Annotated in this window: 19 protein-coding genes; 11 read left to right on the top strand and 8 right to left on the bottom strand. The window is 72.3% G+C overall.

All coding sequences use genetic code 11. From position 1 onward, the window contains the following. Window positions 1-52: 52 nt before the first annotated feature. On the bottom strand, window positions 53-616 hold the full coding sequence (locus tag ACFYV5_RS18970; protein ID WP_355104543.1) for an RICIN domain-containing protein: 564 nt from the start codon (window positions 614-616) through the stop codon (window positions 53-55). Window positions 617-834: 218 nt separating this feature from the next. Between ACFYV5_RS18970 and ACFYV5_RS18965 the strand changes: the two genes are divergently transcribed. Together ACFYV5_RS18965 and ACFYV5_RS18960 are read left to right on the top strand one after the other, a co-directional pair. Next, window positions 835-1,146 (top strand): DUF2087 domain-containing protein, encoded by a 312-nt coding sequence (locus tag ACFYV5_RS18965; RefSeq protein ID WP_389169577.1) that lies wholly within the window; start codon window positions 835-837, stop codon window positions 1,144-1,146. Then, on the top strand, window positions 1,143-1,769 hold the full coding sequence (locus ACFYV5_RS18960; RefSeq protein ID WP_389169574.1) for a LysE/ArgO family amino acid transporter: 627 nt from the start codon (window positions 1,143-1,145) through the stop codon (window positions 1,767-1,769). Before ACFYV5_RS18965 ends, ACFYV5_RS18960 begins: the two co-directional genes overlap by 4 nt. Window positions 1,770-1,803: 34 nt before the next feature. Here the strand turns inward: ACFYV5_RS18960 and ACFYV5_RS18955 are convergent, their stop codons facing one another. After that, window positions 1,804-1,944: a hypothetical protein gene (locus tag ACFYV5_RS18955; protein WP_389169571.1), complete on the bottom strand. Its 141-nt coding sequence runs from the start codon at window positions 1,942-1,944 to the stop codon at window positions 1,804-1,806. A 59-nt stretch (window positions 1,945-2,003) separates the two neighbouring features. Then, entirely contained in the window at window positions 2,004-2,189 is a 186-nt protein-coding gene (locus ACFYV5_RS18950; RefSeq protein ID WP_389169569.1) for a DUF2191 domain-containing protein, read from the bottom strand. A 134-nt stretch (window positions 2,190-2,323) separates the two neighbouring features. Here ACFYV5_RS18950 and ACFYV5_RS18945 point away from each other — a divergent pair, with 134 nt between their 5' ends. Together ACFYV5_RS18945 and ACFYV5_RS18940 are read left to right on the top strand one after the other, a co-directional pair. Continuing rightward, window positions 2,324-2,848, top strand: a complete 525-nt coding sequence (locus ACFYV5_RS18945; protein ID WP_389169566.1) for a precorrin-3B C(17)-methyltransferase — start codon at window positions 2,324-2,326, stop codon at window positions 2,846-2,848. A gap of 11 nt (window positions 2,849-2,859) precedes the next feature. After that, the gene (locus ACFYV5_RS18940) at window positions 2,860-3,252 is read left to right on the top strand and encodes a RidA family protein (RefSeq protein WP_389169564.1); all 393 of its coding nucleotides are present in this window, start codon (window positions 2,860-2,862) and stop codon (window positions 3,250-3,252) included. Here the strand turns inward: ACFYV5_RS18940 and ACFYV5_RS18935 are convergent. Next, complete coding sequence (locus ACFYV5_RS18935; protein WP_389169561.1) at window positions 3,239-3,511, bottom strand: DUF397 domain-containing protein; 273 nt, start codon at window positions 3,509-3,511, stop codon at window positions 3,239-3,241. The genes ACFYV5_RS18940 and ACFYV5_RS18935 overlap by 14 nt on opposite strands. Further along, the gene (locus tag ACFYV5_RS18930; RefSeq protein ID WP_389169558.1) at window positions 3,492-4,346 is read right to left on the bottom strand and encodes a helix-turn-helix domain-containing protein; all 855 of its coding nucleotides are present in this window, start codon (window positions 4,344-4,346) and stop codon (window positions 3,492-3,494) included. The genes ACFYV5_RS18935 and ACFYV5_RS18930 overlap by 20 nt, the downstream gene beginning before the upstream one ends. Before the next feature lie 113 nt (window positions 4,347-4,459). Between ACFYV5_RS18930 and ACFYV5_RS18925 the strand changes: the two genes are divergently transcribed. Next, window positions 4,460-4,660: a hypothetical protein gene (locus ACFYV5_RS18925; protein ID WP_389169554.1), complete on the top strand. Its 201-nt coding sequence runs from the start codon at window positions 4,460-4,462 to the stop codon at window positions 4,658-4,660. After that, window positions 4,657-5,010, top strand: coding sequence for an ATP-binding protein (locus ACFYV5_RS18920; RefSeq protein WP_389169551.1), 354 nt, complete (start codon window positions 4,657-4,659; stop codon window positions 5,008-5,010). The genes ACFYV5_RS18925 and ACFYV5_RS18920 overlap by 4 nt, the downstream gene beginning before the upstream one ends. 76 nt (window positions 5,011-5,086) lie before the next feature. Here ACFYV5_RS18920 and ACFYV5_RS18915 read toward each other — a convergent pair whose 3' ends face one another. The 3 genes from ACFYV5_RS18915 to ACFYV5_RS18905 all read right to left on the bottom strand — a co-directional run bounded on the left by ACFYV5_RS18915 (window position 5,087) and on the right by ACFYV5_RS18905 (window position 6,863). Further along, complete coding sequence (locus tag ACFYV5_RS18915; RefSeq protein WP_389169548.1) at window positions 5,087-5,461, bottom strand: hypothetical protein; 375 nt, start codon at window positions 5,459-5,461, stop codon at window positions 5,087-5,089. Continuing rightward, entirely contained in the window at window positions 5,458-6,045 is a 588-nt protein-coding gene (locus tag ACFYV5_RS18910) for a TetR/AcrR family transcriptional regulator (protein WP_389169545.1), read from the bottom strand. The genes ACFYV5_RS18915 and ACFYV5_RS18910 overlap by 4 nt, the downstream gene beginning before the upstream one ends. Before the next feature lie 83 nt (window positions 6,046-6,128). Next, window positions 6,129-6,863, bottom strand: coding sequence for a PIG-L deacetylase family protein (locus ACFYV5_RS18905; RefSeq protein ID WP_355104565.1), 735 nt, complete (start codon window positions 6,861-6,863; stop codon window positions 6,129-6,131). A 141-nt stretch (window positions 6,864-7,004) separates the two neighbouring features. Between ACFYV5_RS18905 and asnB the strand changes: the two genes are divergently transcribed. The 5 genes from asnB (at window position 7,005) to mshA (ending at window position 13,675) form a co-directional block, all read left to right on the top strand. Beyond that, window positions 7,005-8,813 carry an asparagine synthase (glutamine-hydrolyzing) gene (gene asnB / locus ACFYV5_RS18900; protein ID WP_389169540.1) on the top strand — a complete coding sequence of 603 codons (1,809 nt, stop codon included), beginning with the start codon at window positions 7,005-7,007 and terminating at the stop codon, window positions 8,811-8,813. Further along, a complete protein-coding gene (locus ACFYV5_RS18895) occupies window positions 8,810-9,775 on the top strand; it encodes a PrpF domain-containing protein (RefSeq protein ID WP_389169537.1) in 966 nt (321 codons plus the stop codon). The genes asnB and ACFYV5_RS18895 overlap by 4 nt, the downstream gene beginning before the upstream one ends. Window positions 9,776-9,867: 92 nt before the next feature. Then, window positions 9,868-10,611, top strand: a complete 744-nt coding sequence (locus ACFYV5_RS18890; RefSeq protein WP_355104571.1) for an SDR family oxidoreductase — start codon at window positions 9,868-9,870, stop codon at window positions 10,609-10,611. 32 nt (window positions 10,612-10,643) lie between these two features. Then, window positions 10,644-12,209 (top strand): class I tRNA ligase family protein, encoded by a 1,566-nt coding sequence (locus ACFYV5_RS18885; protein ID WP_355104573.1) that lies wholly within the window; start codon window positions 10,644-10,646, stop codon window positions 12,207-12,209. A gap of 131 nt (window positions 12,210-12,340) precedes the next feature. Then, window positions 12,341-13,675: a D-inositol-3-phosphate glycosyltransferase gene (gene mshA, locus ACFYV5_RS18880; protein WP_389169995.1), complete on the top strand. Its 1,335-nt coding sequence runs from the start codon at window positions 12,341-12,343 to the stop codon at window positions 13,673-13,675. Window positions 13,676-13,796: the final 121 nt, after the last annotated feature.

Below are 13,796 nucleotides of genomic sequence, written 5' to 3'. Positions count from 1 at the left end.
GCGGCGGCCGGCGGGCGGGCGCCGGGCAGGGGCCCGGCGCCCGCCCAGGGGCTTACCAGGACACGGCCCTGTTCCTGAAGCCCTGGTTGGCGCCGTAGTGGCAGTCCCACAGCCGCGCGCGGGCGCCCGGCTGCGTGCTCCAGTCGGCTATCTCCAGGCACTTGCCCTGGACGTACGAGTAGTCCATGTAGAGAATGCCGTCGCCGCCGTGGAAGAGCTGGTTGAGGCCGTAGTGGCAGTCCCACTGGTTGGCGGTCGCACCGTTGTTGCGCCCCCAGCCGCCGATCTCCAGGCACTTGTTGCTGTTGACGTTGACGTAGTAGGACGACCCAACGAGATCGTTCGACCGCCAGAAGCGGTGCCACTTCTGGTTGGCGCCACCGGTGCAGGGCCACTGGCGGACGGCCGCGCCGTTCGCCGTGCTCCAGTCCGCCACCTCAAGACACTGGCCGGAGTGGTCCACGCGGATCTCGACGGTGCCGAGGTAGGTGAAGGAGGGCTCGGCCGCCTGGGCCGGAATGGCCGAGACGCCGAAGACGAGACCGAGGGATGCGGCAAGAACGAGCAGGCCGCGACGGGCGCGGACGATCGGGTTGAACTTCATGGTCCTCTGCAATCAGAAAGGCTCCGGCCGATGGCCGGAAATCATTGTCATGATCGCACAAGTGTCCGCATCAACTGATCTCGCTGGAACGCCACTTGATGACAGAAATCGGAGCGCCTCCCTCCGCTCTGTCCGCTTCAGTGCGCCGGCCCTGGCGCGGGACGTGGAGGGCGCCGGGGGTGCGGAAAACCCGTTGCCGGGCCGGTACGGCGCGCGCCACGCTTCGGCGCATGACTTCCCACGCCGTATCGAACCCGGTGGCGGACCTGTTCTCCGCCGAGGGGCGCCTGAAGGCGATCCCGCGCAAGGCCGCGCGCCGCGCACAGCTGCTCGCCCACCTCACCGAGACGCTCTTCGAGCCGACCCGCTCCTACAGCGAGCGTGAGGTCAACGAGGCGCTGCTCTCCGTCCACGAGGACTTCCCGGCCCTGCGCCGCTACCTCGTGACCGACGGCCACCTCTCCCGTACGAAGGACGGCGCCAGCTACCGCCGCCAGCAGCAGCCCGGCTCCCCCGGAGGCGCGATCCCGTCCGTCGCGTGACCGCCGCGGTGGTGGCCGGCCTGCTCGCCGGCTACGGCATCGCGATCCCGGTCGGCGCGGTCGGCGCCTACCTCGTGGCGGTCACGGCGCGCACGGGCTGGCGTACGGGAGCGGCCGCGGCGCTCGGCGTCGCGGCGGCGGACGGGCTCTACGCCCTGATCGCCGTCCTGGGCGGCTCGGCGCTCGTACCGCTCCTCACCCCCGTCATGGCCCCGCTGCGCTGGGTCTCCGCGGTGGTCCTGGTGGGACTCGCGGCCCGCTCGGCATGGACGGCGGTACGGGCCTACCGCGCCCGGGACCTTGCGGTCCGCGACGAGCGCGACAGTCCTCTCACCCCGTTGCGGGCCTTCCTCACCTTCCTGGGCATCACGATCCTCAACCCCATGACCGTGATCTACTTCGTGGCCCTGATCCTGGCGACGGGCCCCTCGGGTCCGGCCACGCCCCTGGACCGTACGGCCTTCGTCCTGGCCGCCCTGGTCGCCTCCGCCAGCTGGCAGCTCTTCCTGGCCTCGGGCGGCGCGCTGCTGGGCCGGGGCCTGACGGGCCCCAGGGGGCGGCTGGCGACAGCCCTGGTGTCGAGCGCGTTGATCGGGGGGCTGGCGATCCACCTCGTGAGCTGATCGAACCCCCTGAAAGGGCGGCGTCGGGCCACGTCTAGGGGGTTTGCGGCCGGAGGCGGAGCATGGAGATCTCCGGCCGCACCTTGGCGATGGAGATGGAGTCGTCGTCCACGTGGATCAGCGTGAGGCGGTGCTGCTCGAGTGCGGGCACCCAGCCGAACGTCTGGCTCAGCATGGTGAAGAACGGCTCGTGGTCTCGATCGGCGCGAACTGCCGAGGTGTTGGCAAGGCAGTTCACAGCCCCGACCGCTCCCGCACTTCCAGGACTTTGAAGTCGAGAAAGTCCTCGGCGTTGTCCTGGAGCCAGCGGAGCGCCCGCGCGCGATCGTCCGCGCTGATCGCCGCCGCCATCGTCAGCGCCCGGTTGATGGTGTCGCGCTTCGTCCTGGTGCCGAGCTGCTGCTGGGCGAGGGCCAGCACGGCATCGTCGATGTCGATCAGTGTCTTGGACGTGGGGCCTCCGCACGGCGGGCGTATACGCGTCGAGACTACGGGTCGGTCACATCTCCCGGCGGCCGTGCGCGGCGGCCCCCGGGGACGCTCAGGATGGGGCCATGCGTACTCGTACCCGCCCCGCCGCGGCTGCCTCCGCCCTGCTTCTGGTCACCCTCGTCGCCGGCGGCTGCGCCGTCCCCCCGGACGACCTGCGGGCGGCCGGGGCGTCGACGGGGACGCCGACGGGGAGACCGGCGGGGACGCCGAGCTTGTACGACCCGGACGACATGGCCGACAAGTACGCCGAGAACCACGGCTACCGGCGCGAGATGGAGCTCACCCCGGAGCAGCGGGCCGGGGCGGAGGACGAGGCGGAGGCGCTCGGGGCCACGCTGCGGACGTTCGCGGGGAAGCCGGCCACGGAGGCCGAGCTGCGGGACGCCGTCGCCCCGGTCATCGGCGTCCAGCCGAACGAGGTCGAGATACGGGGCGAGTTCGGCAAGCCCTTGAAGAACGTCCTCGTCGGCGGCGGCCACGGCAAGGTGTGCGTCAACGGCCGCATCGGTGACCTCGACGGCGTCACGGCCGAGGTCGCCGGCCGCACGATGGACGGCACGTGCCTTCCGGGTCTCGGCGGCCACTGATGGAGGAGAACATGCGTCAGATCGTCAGTTCAGGATCCCCGCTGGAACCGCAGATCGGGTTCTCCCGCGCGGTGCGGGTGGGGCAGCACGTCGCCGTCGCGGGGACCGCACCCATCGGGGACGACGGCTCCACCGTCGGCCCCGGCGATGTCTACGCCCAGACGGTGCGCTGTCTCGACATCGCCGAGCGCGCGCTGCGGGAGGCGGGGGCCTCGCTCGAGGACGTGGTGCGGACGCGCGTCATGCTGACCGACGTCACGACCTGGAAGGAAGCCGCGCGGGCCCACGGCGAACGCTTCGCCGCCGTGCGGCCGGTGACCACGTTCGTCGAGGTCTCCCGCTTCATCGACCCCGACTGGCTGGTCGAGGTCGAGGTCGACGCGGTGACGCCTACGAGCCCTTGAGCCCCTGAACGAAGGGCGTCCAGGCGGCGGCGGGGAGGACGAGGACGGGGCCGTGGGGACGCTTGGAGTCGCGGACGGGGACGAGACCGGGGGCGTCGTCCGCGACCTCGACGCAGTTGCCGCCCGAGGAGTTGCTGAAGCTGCTCTTGCGCCAGCGGGCGAACTCCTCGGCGACCTCGACGCAGTCGCCGCCGGACGTGTTGCTGTAGCTGCTCTTACGCCAAGTGGCGGCGCTCAAGTCAATCCGACTGCGGGCCATTTCGGTAGTCCTCTGCCGCGTCCTCGATCATGGCGAGGGACGCCTCCAGCGGCAAAGCGGCGGCCCTCAGGAGATCGTACGACCTCCGATACTGCTTCACGATGGCCGGATCGTCGACGGTGTTTCCGTGGTGCTGCCCCTCCATGTAGACCATCGGTGGTGCGTCGGAGAAGTCCAGAACCATGGCGTTCCCCAGCATGAGGGCATGGGCGCCGGAGTTCCACGGGAGGATTTGCGTAAAGACCCGACCCCGCCTGATGAGGGCGGCGATGTGATCGAGCTGTTCGGCCATCTGCGCGCCTGGCAAGACGGTCAGCCGAAGCAGGGACTCGTGCAGAACGACGCAGTACTCGGGCTTCTTGTGGTCCTGCTCGAAGAGCTGGGCGCGCGCGAGGCGGCCGTTGATCTTCTCGTCGATCTCCTCTGGCAGGTCCTGGGCCCATTCGGCCCGGAACAGCGCGCGCATGTACGGGGCGGTCTGGAGCAGGCCAGGGAACACGGTAGGTGACCACTGCTGGATGGTCTCGGCGCGCTTTTCCGCCTCCAGCACACGCTCGAAGTACGGTGCGTGCCCCTTCCGCCTCGCCTTGCGGACGTCCTCGCAGCGACGTGCGAAGAAGCCGTCCGTCTTCAAAACCCGGTCCACGTGCCGGGCCAAGTCCAGCGGCATGCGGCGCTCACCGCGTTCGATCTCGCTCAGATACGTGACGCCGTAGAAGCTGCCGTCCACCAGCCTCTCCAGCGTCAGCCCCGCCTCCTCCCTCTTGAAGCGGAGCTCCTTGCCGTAGAACTCCGGCACGCTCGCCGAGCCGTCGATCTCCTTGCGTGCAGCCACCGTTGACCGCCTTTCGCACCTTGCGCCGTGGAGCGGGAAACCCTTCCACCGTAGGGCCCGGCGCGGCAGCGTGTGATCCGTTCATCACAGCACGCAACCGAAGGTGGACCCCCATGGACGACGACATCCGTCCCGACATCGACGCCCTGCGCGCCGCACTCGCAGCTCACGGCATCACGCTGCCGTCCCTCGGCGTCGATCCGGTCACCCTCGCCGGACGCTCGATCCGGCCCCCGCTCGTCGCGCTCGGCAACTGCAACGTGGCGACAGCTCGCCAACTGGCCGGCGTCCTGCGCAAGGCGGCCGAGGGATGAACGAGCTCACCGTGGAGCTGCTGGCCGTACCCAAGGCCGTGCCGGAGGTGCGGCACGCACTGCGTGACCGTGGGCCCGATCTCCAGCTCTGCGTCAGCGAGTTACTGGCCAACGTCATCACGCACGTGGGGGAGGGAACCCCGGTCACCCTCCACGTACGCGCGACGGCCGACGGTCGCACCCGCGTCGAGGTGACCGACCCGGACCCGAGGGTCTGGCCGGTCCTGCGGGACGCGACGGGCGAGGACGAGTCGGGGCGGGGGCTGGCGCTGCTTGAGGCGCTGTCGGTGCGGTGGGGCGTGGAGCAGGCCGCGGACCGGAAGACGGTGTGGTGCGAGCTGTCGGGGTGAACGCGGGGCGGCGCTCAGCGTTTTCGCGCCCGGTGGGCGGCGGGGCTTCATGCCCCGTGTGCCCCGGCCGGTGCGGCTACAGCGCACCGGCTCCCGCCAGGACCGCCACGGGAAGCAGCAGCATCCACTGCGGCAGTCGCAGCAGGGGGCGCGGCCAGCCCGCGCGGAGGGTGATCACCAGGAACACCGCCGCATACGCGAGGAAGTGGGCCGCGATGAAGAGGACGAGTGGCGCGTTCGGCGTGGGACGGGCCGCGAGGGCGATCAGTGCGACGCCGCTGAACAGGAGGTCCGCCGTGGCGAAGTGCCACACCGCGTGCAGGGTGCGCAGCGGCTCGGCTGCCAGGGCGCTGTCCAGCAGCGGGCGGACCACGTCGCGCCCCCCGGCGACGAGGTGGATCAGGGCCGTCACGGTCGCCAGGACGCCTGCCGCCAGAAGCCATCCGTTCACCGGGCCTCGATCCCCTTGGCGGCGATCCCGGCGATGTCCCGGGCCAGTTGGGGCCCGGCGGGCTCGCCGAGGATGCCCAGTCGGAACAGGATGGTGCCGACGAGGGTGTCGAGCACCAGGTCGGTCTCGACGCCGTCGCCGGTCTCGCCGCGCTCCTGGGCCCGTTCGAAGACATCGGCCAGGCGCTGCTTGGCCGGGGCGAGGAAGGCGGTGCGGATGGTGGCGCGCAGCGCGGGGGAGGCGGCGAAGTCCGCCAGCAGGCCGGGCAGCGTCGCCGCGGCGGCCGGTGCGGTGAACTCGTCGATCAACTGCTGTACGAGGACGGTGAGGTCCCCTTCGAGGGTGCCGGTGTCGGGAACCGGGGCGCTGTCGGTGGTGGTGAACACCGCCTCGTAGACCAGCTCGGCCTTGCCGGTCCACCGGCGGTAGATGGTGTCCTTCCCCACCCGGGCCCGGGCCGCCACGGCTCCGAGGGACATGGCGGCATAGCTGGTCTCGGCCACCAGTTCGGTGGCAGCGGCGAGAATCGCGGCATGCGCACGCTCATCACGCGGGCGTCCGCGCGGAGTTGTCCTGACAGTCACGACTCACTTTTACCATACGAGTCGTCCCGTTTGGTTATTCGAGGCGAGTTCATGGCGAGCGATCAGGGCAGCCGAAGCGCCGCTCAGTCGATGTGCACGATCTGGAACGCCTCCGCCATCCGGCCCGGCGGCAGGCCGCCCGCCGTCGCGTGCTCGCTCAGCCACTCCCGTAACAGCCCCGCGAGGTCGTCGAAGTGGGCCGTCTGGGAGGTGTGGATCCGCAGCGCCTCCACCTTGCGGTCGAAGACGGAGGTGACGTCGACGTACTGGTTGGGCGTCGGGCCCGTCATCAGCCACAGCTCGTGGACGATCCACGGCTCCAGGCCCTCCTCCTTCAGCAGCTCGGGGTGGGCGAAGGGGTTGCGGGCCTCGGGGTAGATCGCGCGCAGGCAGGCGTCGCCGACGGCGCGGTGGTCGGGGTGGAGGTCGGCCACGCGCGCCCAGTTGATCTCGGGGGAGGGGATGATCGCCCGCTGCGGGCGCACCTCGCGGATGACCCGGCACAGGTCGCGGCGGAGTTCCACGCTCGGCTCCACGAAGCTGTCGGGGTAGCCGAGGAAGCGGACGTCCGCGACGCCGCTGAGCTTGGCGGAGTGGACCTGCTCGGCACGGCGCAGATCCGCCATCGCCTGGCGCGGGAGCCGGTCGTCGTAACCGCCGGCGCCGCCGTCCGTGACGATGCAGTAGGTGACGCGGGACCCGCGTTCGATCCACTGCATGACCGTGCCGCTGACGCAGAACTCGATGTCGTCCGGGTGTGCGGCCACCACGAGCAGGGACGCGGGGGCGGTGCGATCGGTGTGGTCGAAGTCCTCCATGGGGCCAGCCTGTTGGGGTGGCGGGGGCGTCGCAAGGCCATGTCGTGGCGTGAACTGGACATGGCACTTACGCGCCATTCAAAAAGTTGGTAGATTCAAATCATTGGGTGTGACGGGTTACGTGCTTGGAGGGTGACCGGTATGTGCAGGATCTTCGGCTCCTTCGCCGCCGGGGCGGCGGCCCGCGCGGCCCGCCCCGAGCCGGCCGAGCTCGCGGCGGTGTCGGCCCGCCAGCGACACGGCGGGCCCGACGAACACGAGGTGCTCAGCGGGGCCGGCTGGTCGCTCGGGTGCGACCGGCTCGCCGTCACCGACCCGTGCGGCGGGCAGCAGCCCTACCGGCTGCCGCATCTGCCCGGCGTCCTCGCCGTGCTCAACGGCGAGGTCTACAACCACGCGTCGCTGCGCCGGCACCTCGCCGCCCGCGGACACCGCTTCCCCGACCGCTGCGACGGCAACGTGCTGCCCGCGCTGTACGCGGAGTACGGCCCCGCGTTCGCCGAGCACCTCGACGGCATGTTCGCCGTCGCGGTCCTCGACCTCCGGCCCGGGCGCGCCCAACTCGTCCTCGCCGTCGACGACATGGGCATGAAGCCCGTCCACTGGCACCACGCCGCCGCCGACGGGTCCACCCGGTTCGCCTCCGAGATCCCGGCGCTGCTCGCGTTCGAGGGGGTACGGATCGCTCCGCGCGAGGACTCCCTCGACACCGTCCTCGCCACCCGTACGTCGTTCTCGGCCCGCACCGCGCTCGACGGCATCGAGGTGCTGCCGCCGGGCGCCACCGCCGTCGTACGGCCCGGCTGCCGGCCGGTCGTGCGGCGCCGCGCCCCGCATCCGGCGAGGCCGGTCGGCGACACCCAGGACGTGTTACGGCGCGAGGTGCGGCGGCTCGCCCGCGCCGAGGTGCCCGTGTGCGCGATCACGAGCGGCGGCCTCGACTCCGGACTCGTCACGGCCCTCGCCGCCGAGTACGCCCGCGAGAGCGACGCCCCGCCGCTGCACACCTTCCACCTCACCTACCGGGGCAAGTGGCCCGACTCCGAGGCCGCGTACGCCCGCTCGGTCGCCCGCCGCGCCCGGACCACGCACCACGAGGTGGCGCTCGACCCCGACGAGCTCGGCTCGCTGCTCACCCGTACGGTCCGCCACCTCGGCCAGCCCAACGCCGACCCCATCGCCCTCTCCACGTACGCGCTGTTCCGGGCGGTACGGGAGGCCGGGTTCACCGTGGCCCTCGCGGGGGACGGCGCCGACGAACTCTTCGGCGGGTACGACCGGATGCGCGCGGCGCTCGACGCACCGGCGGGCGCGGACTGGGCCGGGGCGTACGCGGACGCGCTGTCGGCGGCGCCGCGGATGCTGCGCGAGCACCTGTACACCTCGGGATACCGCGCGTACATCGCCGAGCAGGGCTCGGCGGCCGACCGGATCGAGCAGGAGCTGCGCTCGGCGGGGCCCGACCGGATGACGGCCCTGACGGCGTTCGAGACGCGGTGGCGGCTGCCCGCGTACCACCTGCGGCGCGTGGACCATCTGTCGATGGCGTGGGCCGTCGAGGCGCGGCTGCCGTTCTGCCAGCCGGGGGTGGTGGCGCACGCGCGCTCGCTGCCGCCCGCGGCCCTGCGGGGCAAGCGGGCGCTGTACGAGGCCGGGGGCGACCTGCTGCCGGCCGCGGTCCTCGCCCGCCCCAAGCAGCCCTTCACGCTGCCGATCGCGGCCATGCTGACGCCGGGCGGCCCGCTCTTCGACACGGTCCGCGAACTCCTCTCCCCGGCCCGCCTCGTCCTGGGCGGCAAGGTCCGGGCCGACCGCGTCCAGAAGCTCCTCGCCCGGCAGATCGCGCGGCCCTCGCAGCGGGACGCGCTGGCCCTGTGGGGCCTGGCCGTGCACGAGCTGTGGTCGGACGTGGTGCAGGGCATGAGGATCCCGGTGGGTTGTGCGGCGTGATCGCCACGGTGGTCCGGGCCGAGGACGCGCCCGGGCCCACCCTCGTCGTCGAGACGGGACAACTGCCCGGCAGCGCACTGGCGTCGCGGGGAGAGCTGGGCGCGCTGCGTGAGGCCCTCGCCGGGACGCCGTACGCGCGACTGAACAAGATCGCGCTGTACGGCCCCTCGGCCCGCCCCGGCCCGGACCTGGACTACCGCTTCGTGCAGGCCCTGCCGGACGGTGGCTTCGACTTCCGTACCGGCTGCGGGCATTCCCTCCTCGCCTGCGTGGTGGCCTCCGGCCGCCAAGGGCCGGTCACGGTCCGCGCCGTGACGACCGGCGACGTCCTCCACTGCACGCCCGAGCCGCCCGGACCACCCGGACCGCCCGGACCGCCCGGGCCGCCCGAGTCACCCGGACCGCCCGAGCCGCCCGAGCCCTGGAGCTCGTACACCCTCCGCTTCCTGCGACCCCCCGACGCCCCGGGCACGCTCCCCACCGGGCGCCCGGTCGACGTGCTCGACGAGGTGCCCGTCTCACTCGTCCGGTACGGGAATCCGTACGTCTTCGTCGACGCCGCGCACCTCGGGATCCGTACCGCCGAGGGGCTGTTCCGGGCCGGGGACGACACCCTCCGGCGGCTGCTCGCGCTGCGCGCCCACGCCGCCCGCGTGCTCGGGTACGCACCGCACTCCGCCCTGCCCAAGATCGCCGCGTTCACGGCCGGCCCGGGCGGGACCGCCGTCCGTGCCCTCACCGTCGGCGGCTGGCATCCCCGGCTCGCCCTCACCGGCGCCGCCGCGCTCTCCGCCGCGGCCGCGCTCCCCGGGACGGTCGTACCGCCCCTCGACGGGCCCGTACACACCCCCGGCGGGACCGTCGCCGTCTCCGCCGACCCCCGCGGTGTCGCCGTCCACCACAAGCGCGCGACCGTGCTCGGCAGGCTGGAACTGCCGTGGCGTATCCACGCAACGGCGTGAACGCGCACCCCTCTCACCGGGCTTCGGCGCCGATTCCTCTGCCACGCTGAATTCCGACCGGCAACCGGTATCCATGGGGAGAGCGGACGAGCATGAAATTCGAGAATCTGCGTGTCGTCGTGACCGGAGCGTCCCGCTATTTCGGCCGCGCACTCGCCGTCGGATTCGCCCATCTCGGCGCCGAGGTCTATGTCTCGGCCCGCACCGTCGAGGCCGCCGAACGCACCCGTACCGAGGTCATGGGATCCGCCCGCGACCGCATCCACGCGTTCGGCTGCGATCTGAGCAGGCCCGCCGAGATCCGTGAGTTCGCGGCGCGGGTCGGCGAGCGCACCGACCGGGTCGACCTGCTGGTGAACAACGGCGCCCGCTGGCTCGACGGCATGGACCTGGAGGCGGCCAGCGACGACCAGATCGTGGAGACGATCGAGTCGACGGCCGGCGGCACCGTCCTCATGGTCAAGCACTTCCTGCCGCTGCTGCGCGGCTCCCTGCGGCCCGACATCGTCAACATGGTCGCCGTGCGGGACGCCGGGGGCGCCTCCGCGGCGGCGGGCGCCGCGCACGAGGCGTTCTGGGCGGCGAAGAGCGCGCAAGCGGGCTTCGCCGACATCCTCTCGCGCCGGCTGCGCCCTTCCGGCGTCCGGGTCTTCTCGCTCTTCCCGCCGGATTTCTCCACCTCGGATCCCCGGTTCGCGGAATGGGACGGATCGAATCCGGACGGAATAGCCCCGGACGAGAAGCTGACCACCCAGGCCCTTTTCGAATGCATCGTCTATGCCGTCGAACAGCCCCGTGACTGCTTCATCCGCTCCTTCCATTTCGAACCGCGCTGAAGCTCACCGCACCACAGCGTCAAGGAGGTCCCATGAGTACGCCCGTCTGGATCACCGCGACCCCTCCCGCCACCCACGGCGAACTGCACATCGGCCATCTCGCGGGGCCGTACGTCGCCGCCGACGTCCTGTCCCGGTTCCTGCGGGCCGAGGGCGAGCCCGTACGGTTCACCACCGGTACCGCCGACCACGCCAGCTCCGTCGAGGTCCGGGCCCTGCGCCACCACCGCAAGCCCGAGGAGGTCGCCGAGGGCTACCGCGCGGCGATCACCGCCGACTGGCTGCGCTCGGGCGTCGAGTTCGACCACATCGTCCGGCCGCGCCGCGACCGCGGCTACGGCCGCTGGGTGCAGGACCTCTTCAGCCGGCTGTACGCGGACGGCGTCATCGCGCCGCGCACCCGACTGCTGCCGTACTGCGAGCCGTGCGAGCGCTGGCTGTACGGCGCGCACGTCACCGGCGCCTGCCCGCACTGCGGCGCGTCCAGCGACGGCGGGATGTGCCACGAGTGCGCCCGGCCCAACGACGGGGGCGACCTGATCGCGCCCCGGTGCTCGCTCTGCGACACCCCCGCGCTGTCCCGCCGCTGCCGCCGTCTCTACATCCCCCTCGAACCCTTCCGCGAGACCCTCGCCGACTACTGGGCGACCGCCGGCCTTCCGCCCCGTCTCGCCGCGCTGTGCGAGTCGCTGGTGGAGGACGGGCTGCCGGACATCGCCGTCGGCCACCCGGCCGAGTGGGGCCTCCAGGTGCCGGTGGAGGGCTTCCCCGACCATCGCGTCGACGGCTGCTTCGAGGCCGCCGCGATGCACCTGTTCGGCTACGACACCAAGGGCCCGCTGCCCCGCCGCGCCATCCACTTCTGCGGCTTCGGGCACGCGTTCTGCCACGCCGTGCTGCTGCCGGTGATGCTCCTGGCCCAGGACATCAAGCTCCCGCAGGACTTCTGCGTCAACGAGTCGTACGTCGTCGAGGAGGGTGTCCAGGAGGGCAACGTCTGGGCGCTCGACCTGCTCACCGAGTACGGCTCCGACACGCTGCGCCGGCACGTCCTGCAGGCCCGCCCGCTGGGCCGCCGCACGGTCTTCCACCGTGACCGGCTCGCCGCGGCCCGCCGTGAGCTGGACGAGAGCTGGAACAGCTGGCTGTCGCGGCTCTTCACCTCCGTACGCGAGGAGTGCGCCGGCCTCGCCCCGCAGGCGCTGCCCGGCGGCACCGGCTGGGAGGTCCTGGAACGGCGGCTGCACCGGGCCGTCGAGGATCTGCGGGAGGCGTACGGCCCCGATGCCTTCGACCCGCGCCGCGCGGTCGCCGTCCTCGACGAGGTGGTGCGCTCGGTCGCCGACTTCGGCCATGTCAACGCCCATGAGCGCTGCCGGCCGACGACGGCCTGCCGCCATCTGCCCGCGCTCGCCACGCAATTGGCGGTCGCGTCGGCGCTGTCCGCGTGGGCGCGGCCGGTGATGCCGGAGGGCGCCGACCGGCTGGCGGCCGCGCTGAGGGTGGAGCCGGGCCGTCCGATCGACAGCTCCGCCCTGGCCGGGCCGCTGCCGGGCACCCGGCTCGCTCCGCCGTCCGGCCCCGTCTTCGGTTTCTGATCCATCGGTCTCTGATCCATCACCGTCCCGACCACCCTCTCCACCCCCACCCGCCGCGTGGCCGTGCGCGACGCAACGCAGGGACACGTGGCCCGCCCTCACAGGAGCCCCACGTGTCTCTGCGCGTCGCCATGCTCAGCGTCCACACCTCCCCGCTGCACCAGCCCGGGACCGGAGACGCCGGCGGGATGAACGTCTACATGGTCGAGCTGTCCCGTGCCCTGGCCGAACAGGGCGCGGAGGTCGATCTGTTCACCCGCTGCCGGGGCGAGGGCCGCCCCCCGCTCGTGGATCTCGCGCCGGGCGTGCGGGTCCGTCATCTGCACGCCGGCCCGCGCCGGGCGCTCCCCAAGGAAGCCATGCCGGGTCTCGTCGTGCCGTTCTCGCTGGCCCTGCTCAAGGAGGACCGGCGCTACGACCTGGTCCACTCCCACTACTGGCTCTCCGGGCAGGCCGGCCGTATCGCCTCCGCCGGCTGGCGGATACCGCTGGTCCACACCGCGCACACCCTGGCCCGGGTGAAGAACGCGGCCCTCGCGGAGGGCGACACCCCCGAGCCCGAACTCCGGATCCGTGGCGAGCGCCAGGTCGTCCACTCCGCCGACCGGTTGATCGCCAACACGGCCGACGAGGCCGAGGCGCTGCGGGCGCTGTACGGGGCCGAGGCTCCGCGCACCGTGGTGGTGCGGCCGGGGGTCGATCTGCGCACCTTCGAGCCGGGTGGGGGTACCTCCCCGGCCGCAGGCTCCGGGGGAGGGCGCGCGGCGGCCAGGGCCCGGCTGGGGCTGCCGGCCGATGCGTTCATCCCCCTGTACGCGGGGCGCATCCAGCCCCTCAAGGGCCCTGACGTGCTCGTACGGGCGGTGGCGGAGCTGCTGTCGATGGCGCCGGACCTGCGCCGCAGGCTGCTGGTGCCGGTCGTCGGGGGTCACTCGGGGGCGACCCGGGAGGGTTCGGCCTGGCAGCTGGCGCGGGAGCTGGGGGTGACCGATGTGCTGCGGCCCTGTCCTCCCGTACCGCAGGAGCGGCTCGCCGACTGGTATCGGGCGGCGGACGTGCTCGTGGTGCCCTCCCGCAGCGAATCCTTCGGTCTGGTGGCCCTGGAGGCGCAGGCCTGCGGGACGCCGGTGCTCGCGGCGGCGGTGGGCGGGCTGCCGACGGCGGTGTGGGACGGGGTGACGGGGCTGCTCGTCCGGGGGCACGATCCGGTGGAGTACGCCCGCCGGCTGCTGTGGCTGGCGGCGCATCCGGAGGCGCGGGCGAGGATGGGTGAGGCGGCGGTCCGGCACGCCCGGGGGATGAGCTGGCGCTGCTCCGCCGCCCGGACGATCGAGGTCTACGAGGCGGCTCTGAGGGAGGGGGAGAGGGGTGGGGCAGGAGCGGCGGCACGCTCCTGCCCCGACGGCCTCTCTCTCCTGGAGGAACGAGAAGGCCGTACCACAAGCCTAACATCTCTTTTGGTCTGACCAAAGGTATGGGGCATCCCGGATTCGGCAATTCCGTTGTGTGGCCGTCGCATTGGCACAATGACGCATCCACGCCATGGCAGATCCACGCATGGAGAAACTCTGGATCCGTTTCCCGGAG

This window comes from Streptomyces sp. NPDC003035 (genome assembly GCF_042888285.1).
GTDB lineage: Bacteria > Actinomycetota > Actinomycetes > Streptomycetales > Streptomycetaceae > Streptomyces.
The sequence above is the reverse complement of the archived record's forward strand: the minus strand, read 5'-3'. Positions and strand labels throughout refer to the sequence as shown.